Annotated in this window: 22 protein-coding genes, 1 tRNA gene and 1 other annotated feature; of the genes, 14 read left to right on the plus strand and 9 right to left on the minus strand. The window is 36.9% G+C overall.

Translation table 11 applies throughout. The features are described 5' to 3' along the window. Positions 1-265 precede the first annotated feature (265 nt). Both dsdX and dsdA read left to right on the plus strand, forming a co-directional pair. Entirely contained in the window at positions 266-1603 is a 1338-nt protein-coding gene (gene dsdX, locus J3U36_RS06405; protein ID WP_267350849.1) for a D-serine transporter DsdX, read from the plus strand. Positions 1604-1625: 22 nt separating this feature from the next. Continuing rightward, complete coding sequence (gene dsdA, locus J3U36_RS06410) at positions 1626-2957, plus strand: D-serine ammonia-lyase (RefSeq protein WP_267380312.1); 1332 nt, start codon at positions 1626-1628, stop codon at positions 2955-2957. Positions 2958-3431: 474 nt separating this feature from the next. On the opposite strand, the gene J3U36_RS06415 is transcribed toward dsdA, so the two are convergent. The 4 genes from J3U36_RS06415 to hemA all read right to left on the minus strand — a co-directional run bounded on the left by J3U36_RS06415 (position 3432) and on the right by hemA (position 5543). Beyond that, positions 3432-3518 (minus strand) — tRNA-Leu (locus J3U36_RS06415). A 99-nt stretch (positions 3519-3617) separates the two neighbouring features. Then, entirely contained in the window at positions 3618-3860 is a 243-nt protein-coding gene (locus J3U36_RS06420) for a zinc ribbon domain-containing protein (RefSeq protein ID WP_267350809.1), read from the minus strand. 116 nt (positions 3861-3976) lie between these two features. After that, positions 3977-4234, minus strand: coding sequence for a DUF1289 domain-containing protein (locus J3U36_RS06425; protein WP_267380314.1), 258 nt, complete (start codon positions 4232-4234; stop codon positions 3977-3979). 37 nt (positions 4235-4271) lie between these two features. Next, the gene (hemA, locus tag J3U36_RS06430) at positions 4272-5543 is read right to left on the minus strand and encodes a glutamyl-tRNA reductase (protein WP_267380315.1); all 1272 of its coding nucleotides are present in this window, start codon (positions 5541-5543) and stop codon (positions 4272-4274) included. Positions 5544-5712: 169 nt separating this feature from the next. Between hemA and lolB the strand changes: the two genes are divergently transcribed. After that, the gene (gene lolB, locus J3U36_RS06435; RefSeq protein WP_267380317.1) at positions 5713-6330 is read left to right on the plus strand and encodes a lipoprotein insertase outer membrane protein LolB; all 618 of its coding nucleotides are present in this window, start codon (positions 5713-5715) and stop codon (positions 6328-6330) included. A gap of 12 nt (positions 6331-6342) precedes the next feature. Then, a complete protein-coding gene (ispE, locus tag J3U36_RS06440) occupies positions 6343-7176 on the plus strand; it encodes a 4-(cytidine 5'-diphospho)-2-C-methyl-D-erythritol kinase (RefSeq protein ID WP_220215101.1) in 834 nt (277 codons plus the stop codon). A gap of 76 nt (positions 7177-7252) precedes the next feature. Here the strand turns inward: ispE and J3U36_RS06445 are convergent, their stop codons facing one another. Further along, a complete protein-coding gene (locus tag J3U36_RS06445) occupies positions 7253-7900 on the minus strand; it encodes a DUF421 domain-containing protein (protein WP_267380318.1) in 648 nt (215 codons plus the stop codon). A 661-nt stretch (positions 7901-8561) separates the two neighbouring features. On the opposite strand from J3U36_RS06445, the gene J3U36_RS06450 reads away from it, so the two are divergent. Then, positions 8562-8972, plus strand: coding sequence for a DoxX family protein (locus J3U36_RS06450; protein WP_220215103.1), 411 nt, complete (start codon positions 8562-8564; stop codon positions 8970-8972). Between the two features lie 179 nt (positions 8973-9151). Here the strand turns inward: J3U36_RS06450 and J3U36_RS06455 are convergent, their stop codons facing one another. Further along, positions 9152-9442 (minus strand): isochorismatase family protein, encoded by a 291-nt coding sequence (locus tag J3U36_RS06455; RefSeq protein WP_267380319.1) that lies wholly within the window; start codon positions 9440-9442, stop codon positions 9152-9154. Positions 9443-9683: 241 nt separating this feature from the next. Beyond that, positions 9684-9809: a sequence feature (His leader region), on the plus strand. A 37-nt stretch (positions 9810-9846) separates the two neighbouring features. Here J3U36_RS06455 and hisG point away from each other — a divergent pair. Genes hisG through hisIE form a run of 8 tightly spaced genes read left to right on the plus strand, consistent with a single transcriptional unit; the run spans position 9847 to position 16915 of the window. After that, positions 9847-10746, plus strand: coding sequence for an ATP phosphoribosyltransferase (hisG, locus tag J3U36_RS06460; RefSeq protein WP_267350802.1), 900 nt, complete (start codon positions 9847-9849; stop codon positions 10744-10746). A 3-nt stretch (positions 10747-10749) separates the two neighbouring features. Further along, positions 10750-12051, plus strand: a complete 1302-nt coding sequence (hisD, locus tag J3U36_RS06465; protein ID WP_267380322.1) for a histidinol dehydrogenase — start codon at positions 10750-10752, stop codon at positions 12049-12051. 9 nt (positions 12052-12060) lie between these two features. Beyond that, positions 12061-13119, plus strand: coding sequence for a histidinol-phosphate transaminase (gene hisC / locus J3U36_RS06470; protein WP_267380324.1), 1059 nt, complete (start codon positions 12061-12063; stop codon positions 13117-13119). Between the two features lie 8 nt (positions 13120-13127). Next, the gene (gene hisB / locus J3U36_RS06475) at positions 13128-14195 is read left to right on the plus strand and encodes a bifunctional histidinol-phosphatase/imidazoleglycerol-phosphate dehydratase HisB (RefSeq protein WP_267380326.1); all 1068 of its coding nucleotides are present in this window, start codon (positions 13128-13130) and stop codon (positions 14193-14195) included. After that, entirely contained in the window at positions 14195-14782 is a 588-nt protein-coding gene (gene hisH / locus J3U36_RS06480; protein WP_220215109.1) for an imidazole glycerol phosphate synthase subunit HisH, read from the plus strand. Before hisB ends, hisH begins: the two co-directional genes overlap by 1 nt. A 2-nt stretch (positions 14783-14784) precedes the next feature. Continuing rightward, entirely contained in the window at positions 14785-15537 is a 753-nt protein-coding gene (gene hisA, locus J3U36_RS06485) for a 1-(5-phosphoribosyl)-5-[(5-phosphoribosylamino)methylideneamino]imidazole-4-carboxamide isomerase (RefSeq protein ID WP_267380327.1), read from the plus strand. Beyond that, entirely contained in the window at positions 15519-16295 is a 777-nt protein-coding gene (gene hisF, locus J3U36_RS06490; protein WP_267380329.1) for an imidazole glycerol phosphate synthase subunit HisF, read from the plus strand. The genes hisA and hisF overlap by 19 nt, the downstream gene beginning before the upstream one ends. Continuing rightward, positions 16289-16915, plus strand: coding sequence for a bifunctional phosphoribosyl-AMP cyclohydrolase/phosphoribosyl-ATP diphosphatase HisIE (gene hisIE, locus J3U36_RS06495; RefSeq protein ID WP_267350795.1), 627 nt, complete (start codon positions 16289-16291; stop codon positions 16913-16915). Before hisF ends, hisIE begins: the two co-directional genes overlap by 7 nt. Positions 16916-16997: 82 nt before the next feature. On the opposite strand, the gene cysB is transcribed toward hisIE, so the two are convergent. The 3 genes from cysB to matP form a co-directional block, all read right to left on the minus strand. Beyond that, on the minus strand, positions 16998-17969 hold the full coding sequence (gene cysB / locus J3U36_RS06500) for an HTH-type transcriptional regulator CysB (RefSeq protein WP_267350794.1): 972 nt from the start codon (positions 17967-17969) through the stop codon (positions 16998-17000). Positions 17970-18138: 169 nt separating this feature from the next. Then, positions 18139-20739, minus strand: a complete 2601-nt coding sequence (gene topA, locus J3U36_RS06505; RefSeq protein ID WP_267380332.1) for a type I DNA topoisomerase — start codon at positions 20737-20739, stop codon at positions 18139-18141. Positions 20740-20768: 29 nt separating this feature from the next. After that, positions 20769-21233: a macrodomain Ter protein MatP gene (matP, locus tag J3U36_RS06510; protein WP_220215114.1), complete on the minus strand. Its 465-nt coding sequence runs from the start codon at positions 21231-21233 to the stop codon at positions 20769-20771. A gap of 148 nt (positions 21234-21381) precedes the next feature. Here matP and J3U36_RS06515 point away from each other — a divergent pair, with 148 nt between their 5' ends. Further along, positions 21382-23067 carry an amidohydrolase gene (locus tag J3U36_RS06515; RefSeq protein ID WP_267380333.1) on the plus strand — a complete coding sequence of 562 codons (1686 nt, stop codon included), beginning with the start codon at positions 21382-21384 and terminating at the stop codon, positions 23065-23067. Positions 23068-23299 lie beyond the last annotated feature (232 nt).

A 23299-nucleotide genomic window follows, 5' to 3' on the forward strand; every position in this document is an offset into this window, starting at 1 on the left:
AGATCAATATATGATCAAAAACAACTCATTTTTTAGTAATGTAATGATCATTATTGCACATTTTATGCACTTTCTTTACTTATTTATATCATTTGCTTAATTAAATTTAATCAATTAAATTTAATTAGTTAATCATTAATTTCACTATACAGACTACTTTTTCAACTGAATTCAACTCATGCAAACATGATTATTTATCATTTGTCAGCCGTGAGTGCATAAAATCTAATATCCCCCCTACTTTTTAATTGAACAGGAGCTCTTGATGGATTCACAAATATGGGTTTTAGGTGTGTTGATTAGTAGTATTTTGTTAATAGTTATCAGTATTGTAAAATTGAAGCTTCATCCTTTTTTAGCCCTGCTATTATCGAGTTTTTATGTGGGCATATTAATGGGCATGAAACCATTAACAATGATAAGTGCAATTGAAGATGGTATCGGTGGAACACTTGGTTTTTTGGCTGCCGTAATTGGTTTAGGTACGATTCTAGGCAAAATGATGGAAGTATCCGGTGCAGCAGAACGCATTGGGATAACTTTGCAAAAATGTCGTTGGTTATCTCCCGAAGTCATCATGGTATTAGTGGGTTTAATTTGTGGTATTACCCTATTTGTTGAAGTAGGCGTAGTGCTTCTTATTCCTTTAGCTTTTTCAATAGCCAAAAAAACGCAGACTTCGCTATTAATGTTAGCTATTCCATTATGTACCGCTTTAATGGCTGTGCATTGTATTGTTCCTCCTCATCCCGCCGCATTATATGTTACTAATGCTTTAGGGGCAGATATTGGTAGTGTGATTTTATATGGCTTATTAATTGGACTTATTGCCTCATTAGTGGGAGGGCCCATTTTTTTACGAATCATTAAAAATAAGATGCCATTTAAAAAAGTCCCTGAAGAGTTTTCTGATTTAAAAGTGCGTACCGAAGACGAATTACCTTCCTTAGCTGCTACGCTGTTTACAGTATTATTACCCATAATATTAATGCTGATCAAAACCACAGCAGAGTTAAATATTGATAAGACTACGTCCTTGTATGCAACGCTGGAATTTATTGGAAACCCTATTACTGCAATGTTTATTGGTGCATTTGTCGCTTATTATGTTTTAGGTCTTAGACGCAATATAGGGATGAGTAAATTATTAAATCATACCGAAAATTGCTTTTCATCTATTGCTAATATTCTGCTAATCATCGGAGCTGGAGGTGCATTTAACAGTATTTTAAAAACCAGTGGATTAAGTGATAGTTTAGCCAATATATTATCGCAATTAGATATGCATCCGATCTTATTAGCTTGGCTCGTTGCCATTATTTTGCATGCTGCGGTCGGTTCTGCAACGGTTGCTATGATGGGAGCCACAGCGATCGTATCACCTATGCTTAGCATGTATCCTAATGTCAGTCCCGAAATTATCACATTAGCAATTGGCTCAGGTGCTATTGGTTGTACAATTGTGACCGATTCATTATTTTGGCTGGTTAAACAATATTGTGGCGCAACAATGACCGAAATCTTCAAATATTATACCAGTGCTACTTTTATCGCTTCTGTCGTTGCATTACTTTGCACATTTTTATTATCAGGTATGATTTAATCATTCAACATAAGGAGTCAAAATGAATCAAATCGAAATTGAATGTCTTATCAAAGATAATCCTTTAGTTGATAAACTGATTAAACTTGAACCCTGTTACTGGTTTAATCCTAATATTACAACATTAGAAATAGGATTAAATTATGTGGGACTTGATCAACAAGATATTACCGAGGCAAGCAATCGCTTAAAACGATTTGCCCCTTATTTAGCCATTGCTTTTCCAGAAACTTTAGCAACAAAAGGCATTATTGAATCTGATGTAGTTGAAATAGATCATATGAAAACAGCCTTAGAAGCACGTTACAATCAAAATATTGCTGGTAAGTTACTGTTGAAAAAAGATAGCCACTTACCTATTTCTGGCTCAATAAAAGCACGCGGAGGTATCTACGAGGTTTTAACGCATGCAGAAAAATTAGCCATTGAGCAAGGTTTATTATCTTATGAAGATAACTACAGCAAACTGTTTTCTGATGAATTTAAACAGTTTTTCAACCAATATAGTATTGCGGTAGGATCAACGGGTAATCTTGGCTTATCGATTGGTATCATGAGCGCCAAATTGGGCTTTAATGTTAGTGTTCATATGTCAGCTGATGCAAGAGAATGGAAAAAACAGAAGTTACGTTCTCATGGTGTGAATGTGATCGAATATGAAGATGACTACAGCGTCGCTGTCGAGCAAGGTCGCAAAGCCGCTGAGTCGGATCCTAGCTGTTTTTTTATCGATGATGAAAATTCTAAAACCCTTTTTTTGGGTTATTCCGTTGCTGGCGAACGTCTAAAACAACAATTTGACCATATGGGCATTGTCGTTAACCGTGAAAATCCCTTATTTGTTTATTTACCTTGTGGTGTAGGCGGCGGACCTGGCGGTGTAGCTTTTGGTTTAAAAATGGCGTTTGGTGATCATGTCCATTGTATCTTTGCTGAACCCACCCACTCGCCTTGCATGTTTTTAGGTGTTTATACCGGCTTACACGATAAGATTTCAGTGCAAGATATCGGTATTGATAATCTAACCGCGGCAGATGGTCTGGCGGTAGGACGCGCATCAGGCTTTGTCGGTCGAGCAATGGAACGTTTGTTAGACGGTTATTATACGTTGTCAGACCAAGAGATGTATGATTTATTATCTTTACTCAATCAAACCGAAAATATTCAATTAGAACCTTCGGCTCTTGCTGGTATGAAAGGCGCTATCATAGTAAATCACGATTTACAGTATCAGCAACGTCTGCAATTAACACCGCAACAACTACAACATGCTACTCATCTGGTTTGGGCAACAGGTGGCGGAATGGTACCAGCTAAGGAGATGCAAAAATATCTTAATGCCGGCGCCAACTAACTAACCATGGCAGATAAATATCAAATGATGATATTTATCTGTCATGAAACGCATGCTTATTATTCTTTAACACATCAACATTATTTTATTCACAGTGAAATAAAACGAGAGCCTAGCGACTTAATCTAAGCGATGATAACAGATAACAGCGTTTAATAGACGCATATAAGCTGACATTGTGGCACGATATTCTGGATTTGGTGATAGATCGGCATGATAAAATAAAATCCAAATCACTTAGATATTCCTTATCATGTGAGCGAATAAAGATATAAGAAGAGAATATAAGGATAAGTCGACGGGATTTAAAAAGTATGGTTAACTTTTTAGGAACGTATTGCTTTCACATTAAATGAATTATTTTTGAATATTTGCCTATTTTTTTAAAGCGCTATCAAAGTCAGCTACAAATATTTATCGCAGGAACTGTTATCGTCAAAACTGTTATAGCAAGAACGAGTTTATGGATTGAATTGGTGCCAGTGGTCGGACTCGAACCGACACGCTTTTAAGGGCGGCGGATTTTGAATCCGCTGCGTCTACCAATTTCGCCACACTGGCATTATAAGTGTAAATAAGTAAACGTTGGCAATTATACTAAGCTTTGCAATAACTGCAACTGATATTATGATAATGTGCTTTGAATGCCTAAAAAATCAACTACCAACGACGCTTCCACGCCGGTAATTTTTTCAAAATAGTATAAGCAGTTTGTTTTGCTATCGAATAGTCAATATTATGGTTATTGGCATACCGTAAAGTCACTTCATGCCATTTTTGGTCAAAGGTTTTCATGGTACCATCCTGATTGGCACAATATTTACAATAATTTTTAGATAAATCATGCAAAGGATAATCAGCAATTGAAGTCATTGGCATGCCACATGCAATACACATTTTCATTTTTAAAATCTCGATTAAATTAACTATTGTGATTAAATCTTACCTAACCTAATGCCTAAAAATCCTACTCTGACTAAGTCAAGATTACAAGATATTGTATGATAAAGCGCATAAAATTATTCTATTAAATCAAGCTCAACTTGTGATGAGCGTTGTTTAGACTGAGATTTTTGCTGAAGCATGGCTAAATAACGACGCTTATAAGCACGTTGTAGACACAAACGTAATACTTCCTTTTTTTGTTTATCAGTATAGCTTAACCAGCTGAAACGTTCTTCTCTTGACCGATAACAGCCTATACAATACCCTTGTTTATCGGTTTCGCAAACACGCTTACATGGACTGGGTATATCAAAAAATTCAATCTGATCCAATACGTTATATTTCCTGTAAACAAATAATATATGTTAGTTAATGCCCTTTTAAACCAAATCCTTTGCACAGAGTTTTAAAGCAGTCATCACAATCATGTGTTGATGCATTGAGTAATGTTTGGGTTGGTGCATGAATCAGTTTGTTGGTTAGCCGACGTGAAAATTCAGCAAGCACATCTTCAATATTCTCACCTTGCCGAAATGCATTTAAAGCTTTTTCTTCTTGTTCACGTTGTATACTTTCAGCATTTTGACGATACTGTTTTACATAATCAATCACAGAACGCGTTTTCAACCAATCTAAAAAATGTTCGGCTTGCTCTCGAATAATGTGTTGTGCTTCTTGAGCTGCTACCATTCGTTGTTGTAGATTGTTCTCAACTGTTTTTTGCAAATCATCGACCGAATAAAGATGTACATGGTCAAGTTTACTGATCTCTTCTTCTACATCTCGAGGAACCGCTAAATCAATAAACAGCATTTGACAGTTATTTCTTGCCAATAAACTTCGCTCTACCATTCCTTTACCAATAATAGGTAGCGGACTCGCTGTTGAGCTTATGACAATATCTACATCTTTAAGACGATTCGCAATATCAGGTAAAGAGATAATTTCGGCATCAATAAGTGCGGTTAGTTTAAGGGCTTTTTCTCGAGTTCGATTAGCTACAATGACATGATTGAATCGATGAGGTTTTAAATAACGAGCAATAAGTTCAATTGTGTCACCCGCCCCAACTAACATCACATTTAAATTTTGCGTTGTTTTAAATAGATTTCGGGCTATAAGACAAGCGGCATAAGCAACGGAAGCCGTGTTTGAGCCTATTTTCGTTTCTGTTCGTACTATTTTCGCTACACGAAATACCGTTTGAAATAGCTTCTCTAATTTGAGTGACAAGCTATTATTTTGCTGGGCATAACAATAAGCTTGTTTAACTTGACCTAATATTTGGGGTTCTCCAAGCACCATTGAATCAATACCACATGCAACAGACATTAAGTGTTCAACTGCCTGCTGTCCTTGTTTCCAATAAAGCATGTCGTGATAATGTTGAATGTCAATATGATGAAACTGCCCTAGCCAGCTTTCTACAGATTGTTTTAAGCTTAAATAGTCAATTTGGTGCTTAAAGCTAAGATAAATTTCTGTGCGATTACAGGTTGATAAGATCACACATCCTTCAACTAAAGGGTGTTGATATAAGCTGCATAATGCTTTATCAATAATTTCATTGGGAAAAGCGAGTTTTTCTCTCAGCGACACGGGTGCCGTTTTATGATTGACACCTAATATAGTGATTGACATTGCAATTTTCTTATATAATTGTTTGTAAGATATGACGATTTATAGCACCTTTATAACAGGTTATTATACATGAAAATTTGAAAACGTTAATTTCTCATTACCTTTTTTATTCTTTTAATAATCAGTTATAATGTTTTACATATTATTGATTAACATTGAAGAGGCAATTATGTTTAAATTTAAATACGCTTTGATCTTACTGCCTTTGTTACTTACAGCCTGTCAAGTTACCAAACATAAAGACACAGCAACCATTGAAGAACAATGGCAACTTCACCAACAAGATCTTAAGCAAATAAATGCTTTTCAAGTTAATGGAAGTATTGCTCATTTTAGTGAAAACTCTCGAAGTTATGGACGTTTTTTTATTGTTCAAAAATCGATAGATCGTTATGAAATCAAACTTACTACACCTGTTGGAACCAACATTTTAACACTAATTGCAGAACCAAATTATGCTGAAGTGATCGACAAAAATGGCAAGCATTATACTGATTATAATGTTGAAAGTTTGATGAATAAAATCGCCAGGATCGATGTGCCTTTAAATTCATTACATAATTGGCTTAAGGGATTTTCTAACGACAGTATCAACGATAAAATCGATAATTCGGGGCGTTTAGCATCAACCGAATTTTTGCAACAAGACAAAAAGTGGCTATTAAAAATATCGAATTACATGACGAAAACTTTTAATAATAAATCGGTAGATTTACCCGCAATGATCGAACTTAATCATGATAATGAACGAGTACGTTTAAAAATTGATAATTGGATTTTACGGTAATAAGGATTTTTCATGTATCAATGGCTTTCACCCGCTAAATTAAATTTATTTTTATATATTACTGGGCGTCGTCCTGATAATTATCATAATTTACAAACACTATTTCAATTTATCGATATGAGTGACAGATTATCTTTCAATCTTCGTGAAGATGATAAGATTAATTTAGTCACTCAATTTAGTGATATCCCTTCAGATAAAAATTTAATTACTCTCGCTGCCCAACGACTAAAATCTTATACTGGTCGACATGAGTTAGGGATTGATATTGCGATTGATAAAATCATTCCTATGGGTGGTGGGCTGGGTGGCGCATCATCGAATGCCGCAACGACGTTAGTTGCACTTAATCAATTATGGAATCTTAATTTATCACGCCAAACATTGATTGAGATTGGTCGTAATATCGGTGCCGATGTACCAATTTTTATCTATGGTCACACAGCATTAGCACAAGGAATTGGCGATCAGTTGCAATCGGTTGAATTTCCGGAATATTGGTATTTGGTCACCTACCCTAATACTGCAATCTCAACAGTCAAGGTGTTTAACGATCCTGATCTTAAGCGAGATACACCTGTTCGAAGTGTTAATGAATTGCTATCCTTAGATCAATTTAGTAACGATTGTGAAGTGGTGGTGCGCAAGCGTTATCCAAAAGTAAACGCAATCATTACTCATCTTTCGCAATTTGCTCCAACACGATTAACTGGTACGGGCGCTTGTGTTTTTACGCAATGTCAATCAAAGGCAGAAGCCGAAAAGCTACAAGATACGTTGATAGACTTTGATGTAAAAAGTTTTGTGACTAAATCGTTAAACAATTCTCCGCTTTATAGCAATTAAATCAAGATTTTGATTCACGGTTATTAACCCTTAACGAAATGGTTAAGGGTGACTTAATATTATTGATCTGAATCATTTAATCCACAGAATCACTAGGAATCACATATAAGCGTCGATTATAATATTCAACACAGTACAAACCTTGATAAGTTTTATACCCCTGCCGAGATAATCTCGATTTTAACCATGCCTCACTTTTACCCAAATCCTCTAAAACTTCATTTCTTGGTTTTTCATTTTCTAAGACGATAGCAGAAATATCTTTATCCCCTTTTTTAACGACCGTTAATTGTCCATTAGGCTCCAAAATCGCTTTTTCAACAGAATTGATATTAAAGACATTTTTCATCCGCAATAGTACGGCAAAGCTTGATATATCCAGATTTACTGATGTGAAAGCATCCAACTTTATTTTGCCTTTATCCATTAATACGATCGGATTACCAACAATAAAGGCTTTGGCATTTTGGCTATTTTTTTTCAGATAATTCGAGGTGTACATTATTGCCGTCCACATGAGTAATACAATTAAAAAATCATAAACGGTTAATTTAGGGTTATAGATGATACCGCCGGCAATACCACCCAAAATCATGTTACCAATAAAATCGATACTCGACATTTGAGACAATGATGTTTTTCCGGTAATTTTTAAAAACAAAATAATGCAAATAAAGACAACCAATAATTTTAAGGCAATGACTAAAAAATCATAGTAATTCATTTTAGTATTACTCCAATAATTTATTGAACGATATGCATAAAATAGTAATCTTTAAAAGGACTGGAATCGTATTAAATATTTAAAGTTAGAAAAGAGAGTATTAATTATTTAACGTTAGAAATGAATCATAAAGTATAGTTAAGGCATTGTATCACAAACTTTTCAGATAAAACTGCGCTTTTTACCATTACATTATCAATTTAACAGTTTAATGTTTTATTGCGATGATAACGCAACCTAGAGAATGAAGTTTTTACCATATAGGTTTAAATCGATGACAATATTCCGCTCATTGTTTTATAACAATTAAGAATGAAAAACACCATCACGAATATAACTTTAGTAATCAATAATATTAACGCATTGATTTAAAAAATCTTATTTTGACTAGCAATTTAAATAATCACATTTTTTTACCTATTTGATTGATGATTTAATAAAAACGATTTGGTCTATGTAAAGCTTGCCAGAAAAAAACAAATTCATCTTTTCATTCAGATAATGTTTTATAAATCGAACAGGTATAACTTTACTAACTATTACCGTTTATGAGACAATCTATGTTGTATTATCCTATTTTTAACCAAGTAATAGCATTGTTTATAATTTTTTACGATTATCAATTGAAGTTATTTTCTAACTTAATATAGGAAAAATAAAAATGAGACAAAATCAAACTGATCTGGCTGCTCTATTTTTACGTATTGCTTTAGGTGTGATGTTTTTGGTTCATGGTTTCACTAAGTTACTCGTCTTTACACCATCTGGTACAGCACAATATTTTGAATCACTTGGATTTCCCGATTTTGTTGGTTATATCGCCATTGTCTTTGAAATTGGTGGCGGTGCATTACTGTTAGTTGGTATATTAACTCGTGTCATTGCTATTTTAGCCATTATTGAATTACTCATTATCACCGTTATCCATTTTAATAATGGATGGACATTCAGCAATACCGGTGGTGGTTGGGAATACCCTGCTTTTATGGTCATTACCGCTTTCAGTCTTGCACTATTGGGCAATGGTCGTTATAGCGTTTTAGGTCAAAAATATTCTGAACTTATTGAATAGTCGTTTGAATAAATCGCTTTTATTGATGCAATAATTGATAAGGAAGATATCATAAACATAAACGATATCTTCCTGAAATATACTCAATAAAATAAACTTATTTCGTTGGCAGTATTAAATAATAGAAAGTTTTTCCAGCGCCTTTGACATTCAATCCAATCATTCAGTTTTTTCAAAATTTAATCTATCTTTTTTTGTATGAACTCATGACAATTGATAACTTTTGCAAATCCTGCCAATGCTGACATAAAGCTATAATGGACTTTTTTAGCAGGGATGATTTCATCATTAAATTCAAGATCACGGGTTGTACATGCATCATGAATTAATATCGGTTGATAACCAAGTTCATTGGCACATCGTGTAGTTGAATCCACACACATATGGCTCATCATGCCACAAATGACCAGTTGTTTGACTGAGTGTTGTTGTAATTTTTGGTGTAAATCAGTAGTTGAAAAAATTATCACCCCATAATCACGCTGAAAAATATACTCTATAAATTTCGAAAAATTAAGATGATATCGCTTTGTGATAGAAACAATTTATACGTTGTTGAAACAGAATTTAAATTTACAAAAATTTAATAAAAAAACAAAAAAACAGTTGCGAGCAGACTTTTTATGTTATATTTTGTTCAGAAATTAGATTAATAAATCAACTTAATGGTTTTTATTTTATGAATTGTTTTTGCGCTTTTATTACTAAACATCATCATCACCATCATTCCTGAATAGTCTTCGGGCGATTGGTGCTGGAAGACATTTGGTCTTCCGGTGATATCGCGAAAGCAAATAGAAAACCCTCGGAAGATCAAACTTCCGAGGGTTTTTTGTTTGTGGTTTATAAATTTTTGGATAAGTTGGAGAATAATATGTTGGATAATTCGCGTTTACGCATTGCGATGCAAAAATCTGGTCGTTTAAGTGATGAATCAAAAAAATTGCTGGCACAGTGTGGCATTAAAATTAATCTTCAAGAACAACGCTTAATCGCATTTGCTGAGAATATGCCAATCGATATTTTACGTGTTCGTGACGACGATATTCCCGGTCTGGTTATCGACGGTGTGGTCGATATTGGTATCGTGGGTGAAAATGTTTTAGAAGAAGAAGTACTTGATAGACAAGCGGAAGGGCAAAATCCTCAGTACAAAAAATTACGTCGTTTAGATTTTGGCGGTTGTCGGTTATCCATTGCTGCCCCGCGCGATTTCGATTATACCGGCCCTGAATGTTTAAATAATCTGCGTATTGCCACCACTTATCCTCACCTACTTCGTCGTTACCTTGCTGAATACAATGTGACATTTAAAACTTGTTTGTTAAACGGATCGGTGGAAGTTGCCCCTCGAGCAGGTTTAGCTGATGTTATTTGTGATTTAGTTTCAAGTGGCGCCACCCTTGAGGCGAATGGTTTACAAGAAATCGAAATTATCTATCAATCCAAAGCATGTTTAATTCAACGACAAGGCGAAATGCCAGCAATTAAGCAAGCGCTGATTGATAAAGTCATGACACGTATTCAAGGGGTAATACAAGCTCGCGAATCCAAATATATTATGTTGCATGCCCCAACACAGGTATTAGATCAAGTGGTTGCCTTGTTACCGGGTGCTGAAAATCCAACAATATTACCGCTAACTGGCGAACAAAATCGAGTCGCGTTACATATGGTTAGTAGTGAATCGCTATTTTGGGAAACCATGGAAAAACTAAAAGCATTAGGTGCAAGCTCAATTCTTGTATTACCAATTGAAAAGATGATGGAGTAAAGTATGAAACTCTCTTATTGGCAACAATGTTCAGAACAAGAACAAACCGCTTTATTGACTCGTCCAGCTATGACTGCATCAGACTCAATTAGTCAATCTGTTGCAGATATTTTAGATCAAGTTAAGCAATATGGTGACGAAGCGTTAAAAGCCTTAAGTAACAAGTTTGATAAAGTTCAAATTAATCAGATTAAATTAAGCAACAGTGAAATTAAAATGGCAATCGATCGGGTTAATCCTGATTTAAAACAAGCTATGCAATTAGCCGTTAGCAATATTAAAAAATTTCATCAAGCACAGGTTAAACAGACAGTAACTGTTGAAACAATGCCCGGCATTACATGTCAACTTGTGACCCGATCAATCAATTCAGTTGGGCTCTATATTCCAGGGGGATCTGCGCCGTTGTTATCTACCGTATTGATGCTTGCCATACCCGCTAATATTGCAGGTTGTCGCAAAGTGATACTTTGTTCACCCCCACCAATAGCGGATGAGATCTTATATGCCGCTGAGCTGTGTGGCGTTACCGAAATTTATCAACTAGGTGGTGCCCAAGCTATTGCTGCCATGGCATTTGGTACAGAGTCTGTGCCTAAAGTAGACAAAATTTTTGGCCCCGGTAATGCTTATGTAACAGAAGCAAAACGTCAGGTTAGCCAACGCCTTGATGGTGCTGCAATTGATATGCCTGCGGGGCCATCCGAAGTGCTCGTTATTGCAGATAGTTCAGCCAATCCTGCATTTATTGCTGCTGATTTGTTATCACAAGCTGAACACGGCCCCGATTCACAAGTTGTACTCCTTACTCCCGATGAAAAAATGGCTCAAGCAGTATCATTAGAAGTCGATAAGCAGCTTGCACAATTATCACGGCAAGCTATTGCCGAGAAAGCGTTACAAGAAAGTCGACTTATTGTCACTCAAAATTTAGAACAATGCGTTGCAATCAGTAACCGTTATGGGCCAGAACATTTAATCATTCAAACCCAAAATGCCGATGAACTTGTCGAGCAGATAACCAGTGCTGGCTCTATTTTTCTTGGTGATTGGTCGCCTGAATCAGCTGGCGATTATGCGTCGGGTACTAACCATGTATTACCGACTTATGGTTACACTGCTACCTACTCCAGTTTAGGATTAGCTGACTTTCAAAAACGGATGACAGTTCAAAAGTTAACACCTGAAGGGTTAAAAGCCATTGGTAACGCAGTAGAACTAATGGCGCAAGCAGAACAACTCACAGCACACAAACAAGCAGTTACATTGCGTTTAGCAGTATTAAATCAAACGAATCAAAGGTAGGTATAGCAAATGGATATTAATCAATTAGTGAGAAAAAATGTACAAAAATTGACACCCTACCAATCCGCCAGACGTATTGGCGGTCAAGGTGATGTTTGGCTTAATGCAAATGAATACCCTGTTGCGCCACATTTTGAGTTAACACAGCAAACATTAAATCGTTATCCGGAACCGCAACCACAGCAAGTGATTAGGGGCTATGCACAATATGCCAGTTTACAACCTGATCAATTACTTGTCAGTCGAGGAGCAGATGAAGCGATTGAACTTTTGATGCGAGCATTTTGCGAGCCTGAACAAGATAGTATTTTATATTGTCCGCCGACATATGGTATGTACCAAGTTAGTGCTGAAACATTGGGTATAAAAACTAAGATCGTTCCGACAACAAAAGATTGGCAACTCGATCTTAACGGTATTGAACAAAATCTTGAGAATGTTAAGTTAATTTATGTCTGTTCACCGAATAACCCAACTGGTAATTTAATCAACGCTGAAGATATTAAATCCCTGCTTAATATGGCCCAAGACCGTGCTTTAGTTGTTATTGATGAAGCTTATATTGAATTTTCACCACAATCATCGGTAGTCAGTTGGCTAACTAATTATCCACACTTAGTGATTTTACGAACTTTATCTAAAGCATTTGCATTAGCAGGGTTACGCTGTGGATTTACGATTGCGAACAAACCCGTCATTGATACTCTTCAAAAAGTCATTGCCCCTTATCCATTAGCCACACCTGTAGCAGATATTGCCGCACAAGCCCTGAGTAAAGACGGTATCAATACGATGAAGTTAAATGTTCAATACCTTAACAATCAAAAACAGAAATTTGCCGATCAACTCTCCCAATTATCCCTGGTTGAAAAAGTTTACCCAAGCTGGTCTAACTATTTGTGTGTTAAATTTCAAGATGATAAAGATGTCTTTAATAACCTTTGGAATCAAGGAATTATTTTACGAGATCAAAGTAAATCAATGGGTCAAAAAAACATTATACGCATTTCCATTGGTACTCAAATTGAATGTGATGCGGTTATAACAGCACTTAAAACGATAGAATAGGAGTCATCATGTTACAAAAATATTTATTTATCGATCGGGATGGTACCTTAATTACTGAACCGCCTATTGATTTCCAAGTTGATCGTTTTGAAAAGCTTGCTTTTGAGCCTAATGTCATACCGGCGTTACTCAAACTACAAGCCGCAGGCTTTAAATTGGTCATGGTGACCAATCAAGATGGACTAGGAACCAGTCGCTACCCACAAGCTGATTTTGATGGTCCACATAATTTAATGATGCAAATCTTTCAATCACAAGGTGTGAACTTTGAAGAAGTACTTATCTGTCCGCATTTTCCTGAAGATAATTGCCAATGCCGGAAACCTAAAATTCAATTAGTACTACCTTATTTGTCTAGCGGTAAATTAGACAAAACCAATAGTTATGTTATAGGTGACAGGGTCACAGATATACAACTTGCTGAAAATATGGGAATTAATGGACTCCATTATCACCCAACACATTTAAATTGGAACGAGATTGCGCAACGATTAACAACAGCCGATCGTTATGCAAAAGTTGAACGACACACCAAAGAAACCAACATACTGGTTGAAGTTTGGTTAGACCGACAAGGTGGAAGCCAAATCAATACCGACATTGGTTTTTTTGATCATATGCTTGACCAAATTGCGACCCATGGAGGAATTAAGCTTAATATCCAAGTTAAAGGTGATTTGCATGTTGATGATCATCATACTATTGAAGACACAGGACTTGCTCTAGGCGAAGCATTGAAAATCGCCCTTGGCGATAAACGAGGTATTGCTCGCTATGCGTCGGTAATTCCTATGGATGAATGTTTAGCGAAATGTTCATTGGATATATCTGGTCGTCCTTATTTGAAATTCAATGCGCAATTTTCTCATCAAAAAGTGGGCGATATGAGTACACAAATGGTTGAACACTTTTTTTACTCCATAAGTTATGCCATGGGTATTACCCTACATATCGAAACCGAAGGCGATAACGATCATCATAAAGTGGAAAGTCTATTTAAAGCTTTTGCCCGAACGTTAAAACAAGCGATCAAAATCGAAAGTGACAGATTACCCAGTTCAAAAGGAGTGTTGTAATGAACATTGTGATTTTAGATACGGGTTGCGCTAATCTTTCTTCAGTTAAATATGCGATTGAAAGATTAGGATACCAACCTATTATCAGTCTGGAACCTGATATCGTGCTTAACTCTGATAAGCTTTTGTTACCGGGTGTTGGTTCAGCTTCCGCTGCAATGCAGAAATTAAAAGAACGCAACTTAGTCGAGCTTATTAAAGTGTGTACTCAACCTGTTTTAGGTATTTGCCTTGGCATGCAATTATTGGCACAGTACAGTAATGAAGGTCATGTTGATACATTGGGAATAATAAACGAAAAAGTCATTAAAATCCCCGATTGTGGACTACCACTGCCTCATATGGGGTGGAATAAAGTCTACCCGAAAGCCGGACATCATCTATTTCGAGATATTCCAGATGGTGCTTATTTTTACTTTGTTCATGGATACGCGATGCCATTATGCTCAGCAACTATTGCAGAAACCAATTACGGCGAAAACTTTACCGCTGCCGTGCAAAAAGACAACTTTTACGGTGTACAATTTCATCCCGAGCGTTCTGGCTTAGCCGGTGCAAAATTGCTCAAAAACTTTCTGGAGATGTAGTCATGAGTGCCTATCCTACTATCATACCTGCACTGGATCTAATTGACGGCACTGTTGTTCGATTACATCAAGGTGATTATGATCTCAAACGTGATTATGGCAATAACCCACTACTGAGATTACAAGACTATCAAAAACAAGGAGCTAAAATATTACATATTGTTGATTTAACTGGTGCAAAAGATCCCAATGCACGCCAAATATCCTTGATTAAAACCTTAATTGCGGGTGTACAAGTTCCTGTTCAAGTTGGTGGTGGTATCCGTACAGAAGAGGATATCAAAGCCCTACTTGCCGCAGGCGCCACTCGAGTAGTCATCGGTTCAACAGCCATTAAACAACCTCAACTCGTTAAGCAATGGTTTAACACTTATGGTGCAGATGCATTAGTATTAGCGCTCGATGTACGAATTGATGAGCAAGGTAACAAATATGTCGCTATTCATGGTTGGCAAGAGAATTCGAATCAAACACTTGAACAGGTCATTGAAGATTATCTACCTTATGGTTTGAAACATGTGCTTTGTACCGATATATCTAAAGATGGGACACTTAGTGGTTCCAATGTGAAACTCTATCAAGAAATAAGTCAACAATTTCCACAAATCGCATTTCAAGCATCGGGTGGAATCGGACAATTGACGGACGTACAAGCACTACAAGAAAGTGGTGTTGCCGGTGTAATTGTCGGTCGTGCATTGCTTGAAGGTAAATTTACAGTTCAGGAGGCAATTTCATGCTGGCAAAAAGGATAATCCCTTGTTTAGATGTTCGTGACGGTCAAGTGGTCAAAGGTGTACAATTTCGCAATCATGAGATCATCGGCGATATTGTACCACTAGCAAAAAGATATGCTGAAGAAGGTGCTGACGAATTGGTTTTTTATGACATAACAGCATCTTCTGACGGGCGTGTGGTCGATAAAAGTTGGGTTGCCAAAGTTGCAGAAGTGATTGATATTCCTTTTTGTGTGGCTGGCGGTATCAAAACCGTCGAAGATGCCGGGCAAATATTAAGTTTTGGTGCGGATAAGATATCAATTAACTCCCCTGCTTTAGCTAACCCCGATTTAATTACGGAGTTAGCCAATTGTTATGGTGTGCAGTGTATTGTAGTTGGGATTGATACTTGGTACGACCAAGAAACTGACAACTACCATGTCTATCAATTTACGGGCGATGAAAAACGTACCGTTGCAACCAAATGGAATACCCTAGATTGGGTTAAGGAAGTGCAGAAACGAGGCGCCGGTGAAATCGTACTCAATATGATGAATCAAGATGGCGTTCGTCATGGGTATGATCTTAAACAACTAAAAACGATACGCAAAGTTTGCCAAGTTCCATTAATTGCTTCAGGTGGTGCAGGCACAATGGCGCACTTTTTAGATGCTTTTCAAGATGCTGGTGTGGATGGTGCTTTGGCAGCGTCAGTATTTCATAAACAAATTATTAATATTGCAGAACTTAAACAGTATTTAGCTAACCACGGAGTAGAGATTCGATTATGTTAGTTTCCAATTCAGACAACCAATTAGACGCGAGTCAGCTTGATTGGCAAAAAGTGAATAACTTAATGCCTGTTATTATTCAGCACTATGTTTCAGGTGATGTGTTAATGCTTGGCTACATGACGCCAGAAGCCCTTAAACAAACCCAAACTACTGGTAAAGTAACTTTCTATTCACGAACTAAAAATCGACTATGGACAAAAGGCGAAACCTCAGGACATTTTTTAAATGTAAAAAGCATTTCAACCGATTGTGATAACGATACCCTACTGATTTTAGTTGATCCAATTGGCGCTACGTGTCATACCGGTAGCAACAGTTGCTTTGCTAAGGCTAAAACGGAATGGGGGTTTTTATATCAATTAGAGCAATTGCTTGCTGCACGTAAAAATGCCGATCCTCAGTCATCGTATACCGCAAAACTTTATCATGATGGCACCAAGCGTATAGCGCAAAAAGTGGGCGAAGAAGGCGTTGAAACCGCGCTGGCTGCCACCGTACATGACCGAGAAGAACTTAAAAATGAGTCAGCGGATCTGATCTATCATTTGTTAGTTTTATTACAAGATCAAAATCTGTCCCTTCAAGATGTTATCGGTATACTAAAAGCTAGACACAAATAAAACGATACAATAAAGTGCGAAAACCTCGCACTTTACTCAATATTTATTCGGAATAATTTACCGAATGTCAGTCATCAATGACCTAACAAATTGGCAATTTCACACCATTAAACATAGCTTGTACTTCAACATTGTTATCACAAAGAATCAGTCTATCAACCGTTTGTCTATTTAAATGGGGTGAAAATTGACTGATGAAATCGTACATATAGCTACGTAAAAAGAGTGATCGAGCAAAGGCAATATAAGTCGTACTATAAGGAAATATATGGCCAGCATTAAGCACGACAAAATCGCTATCGATGTTTTCATTGACTGCCATTTTCGCCACAATGCCAACCCCTACACCCAATTTAACATAAGTTTTAATTAAATCCGCATCGGTTGTGCTAAATACAATATTGGGTAATTGTTTGGCATTAATAAATGCCTGATTTAAATCTGATCCATCATTAGAAAAATCATAGCTGACTAAAGGATATTTTGATAACTCTTCAATTGAAATTATATTACTTTTAGCCAAAGGATGATCCTTCATGACAATCACAGCTTGATTCCAATGGTAGCAAGGTAAAGCGATCATATCATCACTTAACTGCGAAAGATCGGTAATTATCGCAAAATCAGCTTGACCGGTTTGCGCTTGCAATAGACATTGTTGAGAAGACCCTTGCTCCATATGCAAAATAATATGCGGATATTGTTGCATGAACTTTTGGATGACAACTGGCAAGGTGTAACGGGCTTGCGTATAGGTTGTTGTGATGGTTAAAGAACCTTGATTTGGCTGACTGAACTCTTTAGCAATGATTTTGATATCTTTTGATTTATTGAGGATTTCTTTAGCTAATGCAATGATTTTTTCGCCTACCGGTGTCACTTCTGAAAGATGTTTTCCTACACGGGTAAAAATTTGGACGCCTAATTCATCCTCTAATAATTTAATCTGTTTGCTTATACCAGGCTGCGATGTATAAAGTTTTTCGGACGTTAGCGAAACATTGAGATCGTTGTTCACCACTTCGACAATATAACGTAATTGTTGCAATTTCATGACAAAGGCTCCTTTAACTCTATACACTTCCCTCTTGATTAATACGTATTAAAAAAGAGGGAAATTATAAGGTAATTCCTTTCACACTTTAGCACAAACGAACCCACGACTTTATACTAAAACGTATACTTAACCTGAATGATATTAACAATCATTCAGGCGTTCTTACCTATTTTTTACTATTGATCCATTTGCCGTCGACGTATTGCATTACCCAACCAGTTGATTTGCCATTTACTTCTGATGTGACATATTGCTGTTTGCTTTTACGACTAAAACGCACAATTGATGGGTTACCATCAGGATCTTTACTTGGTGCTTCAGTTAAATACATAAATTTTTCGGGTAAACGATCTTTAAAACGCTGTAACTCTTTAATCAATGGTGCACGTGTTTCCCTTGATTTTGGAAAATTGTGTGCAGCCAGAAAGATTCCCGATGCACCATCACGTAGTACAAAGTGTGCATCTGACTTAGTACATTTAAGTTCAGGCAAATCGACCGGATCCTCTTTTGGTGGTGCAACATCACCATTTTTTAAGATCTTACGCGTATTTTTACAATCTGGATTGGTACATCCCATGTATAGACCAAAACGTCCTGATTTGAGATGCATTTCAGATCCACATTTTTCACATTCAATAATAGGGCCTTCATAGCTTTTGACTTTGAAGTTACCTTTTTCAACAAGCGATCCATCACAAATTGGATTATTACCACAAATATTCAGTTTTCGCTCATTATCAAGCAGATAACTATCCATTGCCGTATGACATTTAGGACAACGCTTACGAGCTCTTAACGCATCAGTTTCGGCTGTTTCTGACTCTTCTAAAATATTTAGGGTTTCATGTTCAGGGATTAAGTTAATTGTTTGCTTACAACGCTCTTTAGGCGGTAATGCATAACCGGAACAAGCAAGGAACACACCCGTTCCAGCCGTTTTAATGCCCATTTCACGTCCACAATTTGGACAGGTTATTTCTGGCGTTAAGACTAAAGGATTTAATTGCATTCCACCTTTGTCTGGCGTTTGTTCAGCAATTTCCAGATGTTTACTAAAATCACTAAAAAACTGATCGAGTACTTCTCGCCATTCTTGTTTTTCATTGGCAATTTCATCCAGTGCATCTTCCATGCGTGCCGTGAAATCATAGCTCATAAGATCATTAAAATTCTCATTTAAGCGATCTGTAACAATTTCACCAATCTTTTCAGCATAAAAACGACGATTATCTAAACGTACATAGCCCCGATCTTGAATAGTTGAAATGATCGTTGCATAAGTTGATGGTCGCCCTATTTCACGCTTTTCAAGCTCTTTTACTAATGACGCTTCATTATAACGTGCAGGTGGTTTAGTAAAGTGTTGATTCGGATTTAAGCTAATTAAATCCAATTTGTCATTAACATTAACCGTCGGTAAAATTTTATCGTCACTATTTTTTGATAATTGAGGTTGCACTTTTGTCCAACCATCAAAGCGTAATGTACGTCCCTTCGCTTTTAAAATAAAATCTCCCGCTTTTACGGTGATTGTGGTGGAATTGTATTCGGCAGCGGTCATTTGACAAGCAACAAACTGTCGCCAAATAAGCTGATAGAGTTTGCACGCATCAGCGTCAACATCGCTAAGCTTATCAGCCAGTATTGTTACATCAGATGGACGAATGGCTTCATGTGCTTCTTGCGAATTCTTTTTACTGCTGTAAACATTGGCAGATTTTGGCAGGTATTTATCCCCAAAATTCTGACCAATATAATCACGCACCATAGTCAATGCATCCTGACTTAAATTGGTTGAATCCGTACGCATATAGGTGATGTAACCTGCTTCATAAAGACGCTGAGCTAACATCATCGTCTTTTTAACACCAAACCCTAAACGGGTACTTGCTGCTTGTTGCAAAGTGGAAGTAATAAAAGGTGCTGTCGGATTGCTTTTGGTTGGTTTTTCTTCAATATTGGTAACATGGTACTGGCTTTTATTAAGTTCAGCCAATGCAATATCGATCGCTATTTTATCTTTTGGCTCAAATGCTTCATTTTTATAATGTGTCACTTGTAACGTTAATTGCGCTTTATTCTGCGTCATTAAATCAGCATACAGATCCCAATACTCTTCGGGAATAAAGGCATGAATTTCACGCTCACGTTCAACGACAAGTCTAACAGCAACCGATTGGACACGCCCCGCAGATAAACCTCGAGCCACTTTTTTCCAAAGTAATGGCGAAAGCATAAAGCCCACAACCCGATCCATAAAGCGACGAGCCTGCTGAGCATTTACCCGATCCATATCTAACATAGATGGTTTATTAAATGCATTTTTAATGGCTGTTTTCGTAATTTCGTTAAATACTACACGACGGTACTTATTGTCATCGCCACCAATCACATCTTTTAAATGCCAGGCTATAGCTTCCCCTTCTCTATCCAAGTCGGTTGCGAGGTAAATCATATCGGCATCTTTAGCCAATTTTTTAAGTTCTGATACAACACGTTCCTTACCGGGTAGAATCTCATAATGTGCTTTCCAACCATGATAAGGATCTACGCTCATGCGACTGACTAACGCTTCTTTTTCTGAGCGTTTTACTTTCTTCTCGGCTTTATCTTTAGTCGTTTTCTCAGCGCGTTGGCTACTACCACTAACGGGTAAATCTCGAATATGCCCCACACTTGATTTTACAACATACTCTTTGCCAAGATATTTATTAATTGTTTTTGCTTTAGCTGGTGATTCCACAATAACAAGGGATTTTCCCATAATTAAACCTATTTATCCTGTAGTTTGTGTTATTTACTGTTACGCTTCACATCAAGAAGTGACAGTAAATCATCTTTTATTGTTGATACTTTTGTCGCATATTGTTCTTTTTGCTCAGCATCTTCAATAAGTTGCGTAATGGTTTGTGACAACGTACAACCACGGCGTTTAGCTAAATTCGCTAAGCGTTGCCAAACTAAAAACTCCAAATCGATGGACTTCTTCCGTGTATATTGTTGTTCTGCGTTAAAATGTCGTTTTCGTTTTGCCCGTATAGTCTGCTTCATGCGATTATCTAAATCGGGATTCAAATGCGATTTTATCCAATCAACAACGCTTGTTGGATTATGTTCTAACAGTAATAATTCATTTACGGCATGTTGAGCAGCACTTTTTTCAATATAACGAGTTATTGGCTCGCCCTCTAGATGTTTTTTTACTAAATAGTGCCACTTCCAACCACATTCAAGGTTTTCGAGTTGTTGATATTTCATTTGTTCACCTTGTGACGCTGTAACTATAGAGATTATATGTAGCATAATCGTTTTACACAATAAAGAAAATTATTGCATTTGACAAATTTTTTATAAATCTGGTATCGTTCACCTTTTATATCGTTCTTTATTTAAGGAATCAAAAATAATGGTTAAAGCTGATGTTATTTATATTAATGGCTATATTTATACAGCAGATAAAAAAGATACAGTTTGTGAAGCGATAGCAATCAAAAATGGTTACATAATAGCATCAGGCTCCACAGATGAAATAAATAGCCATCACTATGTTGATAATGATACAGCAATTTACGATCTTCATGGTAAAACGATGATGCCGGGGATAATCGACTCACACCTTCATACTTTTTGGGGTGGCATGCAATTGACCTCATGTAATTTGAATTATCAAAGTTTAACCGTTGAGGATACTTTAGCAATTATTCAAAAACACTTGGATAAAGACAGTCAGAATAATAGCACACAATGGCTACAAGTTCGAGGCTGGTTAAGGCAAGAAGTGTTACCAATTGGTACCGATATTACACGCTTCGATCTGGATAAACTCAATACTCAGCGACCGGTAATCCTTTTTTCTAACGATTGTCATACGTTAGTTGCTAATAGTATTGCGTTGCAAAAATTTGGTTTGGATAGAAACACACCCGAACCGACAGATGGAAAAATAGGCAGAACACAAGACGGTGAACTTAATGGCATTTTAGAAGATGCACCGGCTATGCGAGCTTTTGATAGCATATCAAAATTGACGGAAGAACAAGCCGCACATATTGCTAAATTAGCACAGGCAGAATTAAACAAACAAGGCGTAACAGCCGTGATGGACGCACGGATAACTGAAACGCAAGCCGATGCCTTTTTGAAGTTGCAACAGCAAGATCAACTTACCATTCGGTTATTTGGTGCACGAGAGTTACCGCCAGATGATGTGACATCCATTGAAGCTATTCCGGCATTACTCGAAAAAGTTAAACAGTTTGCAAACCGTTATGATGATAAAAATTGGCAACCTAAGCCCGGTATTAAAATTTCACATACTAAACTGTTTGTTGACGGGGTAATGCAAGCACCATTAATGACAGCAAGACTATTACAACCTTATCAACTTGAAGATGAAAAAGATCGTTATGGTGATTTGTACTATTCAACTGAGATGCTAAATGCTTTAATTTTAGAGTCCTCGCGTGCTGGTTTTCATCCTCATATGCATACTGTTGGTGAAGGTGCCATTGAAGTGGTGCTTGATGCAATCGAAAAAATGCGCCAAGCATTACCGGATGCCGATATCCGCCCTAGCACGGCGCACAATGAACTTAGTGCTGCGCATCAATATGCAAGGTATAAGCAATTAAATGCTTGTGTGGTGTTTTCATTCCAATGGGCTGGCTGTAGCGACGCCATGGTTGAACAATACCAAACACTATTTGGCGAAAAACGCTATAACGGTTTAGAAGCCCACGGGCAATATATCGATGCAGGCGTCAACTGCGCCTTTGGTAGCGATTGGCCAATTGATCCATTAAATGAATGGTATGATTTTCAAATAGCCATGACCCGACAAATTGATGCACAGCACCCACGTTTAAACAGTGACCGTAATTTAACTGCTACCGAAGTCTTACGCTGCGCAACCATTGGCGCTGCTTATGTGCTAAAACAAGATGAGTATATTGGCTCAATTGAAAAAGGTAAATTTGCTGATTTGATCATCTTAGATCGCAATCCATTTACCATTCCAGCAACCGATATGCAAAATGTGAAAGTATTAACGACTATTGTTGGTGGTAAAACAGTTTATCAGCAAGACTCATAAAAACTATAGCTTTAGATAGATTGTTTAAAAAATAGAGCCAACCTAACCGTTGGCTTTATTTTTGTTTAGTCATTACGTCTTTATCGTTTATAAGAATAATAGGTACGTTAGCTGATAAGCAAGCTGTTCCCCACGTAGAAGCGATGATTAGTTCCTTGTTAGTTTTAATCATTGCTATATACATTAGCAATCAGTACTGAAAGTAAGAATAATGGTAAATGCTTTGGTTATA

Source organism: Gilliamella sp. B3817 (assembly GCF_026536705.1).
In the GTDB taxonomy this organism is placed as follows: domain Bacteria; phylum Pseudomonadota; class Gammaproteobacteria; order Enterobacterales; family Orbaceae; genus Gilliamella; species Gilliamella apicola_I.

Coding starts and splice junctions, on each gene's coding strand:
- hisA (WP_267380327.1), top strand. CDS start 14,785: ATGAGTGCCTATCCTACTATCATACCTGCACTGGATCTAATTGACGGC.
- J3U36_RS06515 (WP_267380333.1), top strand. CDS start 21,382: ATGGTTAAAGCTGATGTTATTTATATTAATGGCTATATTTATACAGCA.
- ispE (WP_220215101.1), top strand. CDS start 6,343: ATGTATCAATGGCTTTCACCCGCTAAATTAAATTTATTTTTATATATT.
- dsdA (WP_267380312.1), top strand. CDS start 1,626: ATGAATCAAATCGAAATTGAATGTCTTATCAAAGATAATCCTTTAGTT.
- hisB (WP_267380326.1), top strand. CDS start 13,128: ATGTTACAAAAATATTTATTTATCGATCGGGATGGTACCTTAATTACT.
- dsdX (WP_267350849.1), top strand. CDS start 266: ATGGATTCACAAATATGGGTTTTAGGTGTGTTGATTAGTAGTATTTTG.
- hisH (WP_220215109.1), top strand. CDS start 14,195: ATGAACATTGTGATTTTAGATACGGGTTGCGCTAATCTTTCTTCAGTT.
- hisIE (WP_267350795.1), top strand. CDS start 16,289: ATGTTAGTTTCCAATTCAGACAACCAATTAGACGCGAGTCAGCTTGAT.
- J3U36_RS06445 (WP_267380318.1), bottom strand. CDS start 7,900: ATGAATTACTATGATTTTTTAGTCATTGCCTTAAAATTATTGGTTGTC.
- lolB (WP_267380317.1), top strand. CDS start 5,713: ATGTTTAAATTTAAATACGCTTTGATCTTACTGCCTTTGTTACTTACA.
- hisG (WP_267350802.1), top strand. CDS start 9,847: ATGTTGGATAATTCGCGTTTACGCATTGCGATGCAAAAATCTGGTCGT.
- cysB (WP_267350794.1), bottom strand. CDS start 17,969: ATGAAATTGCAACAATTACGTTATATTGTCGAAGTGGTGAACAACGAT.
- hisC (WP_267380324.1), top strand. CDS start 12,061: ATGGATATTAATCAATTAGTGAGAAAAAATGTACAAAAATTGACACCC.
- hisD (WP_267380322.1), top strand. CDS start 10,750: ATGAAACTCTCTTATTGGCAACAATGTTCAGAACAAGAACAAACCGCT.
- matP (WP_220215114.1), bottom strand. CDS start 21,233: ATGAAATATCAACAACTCGAAAACCTTGAATGTGGTTGGAAGTGGCAC.
- J3U36_RS06420 (WP_267350809.1), bottom strand. CDS start 3,860: ATGAAAATGTGTATTGCATGTGGCATGCCAATGACTTCAATTGCTGAT.
- hemA (WP_267380315.1), bottom strand. CDS start 5,543: ATGTCAATCACTATATTAGGTGTCAATCATAAAACGGCACCCGTGTCG.
- J3U36_RS06450 (WP_220215103.1), top strand. CDS start 8,562: ATGAGACAAAATCAAACTGATCTGGCTGCTCTATTTTTACGTATTGCT.
- topA (WP_267380332.1), bottom strand. CDS start 20,739: ATGGGAAAATCCCTTGTTATTGTGGAATCACCAGCTAAAGCAAAAACA.
- hisF (WP_267380329.1), top strand. CDS start 15,519: ATGCTGGCAAAAAGGATAATCCCTTGTTTAGATGTTCGTGACGGTCAA.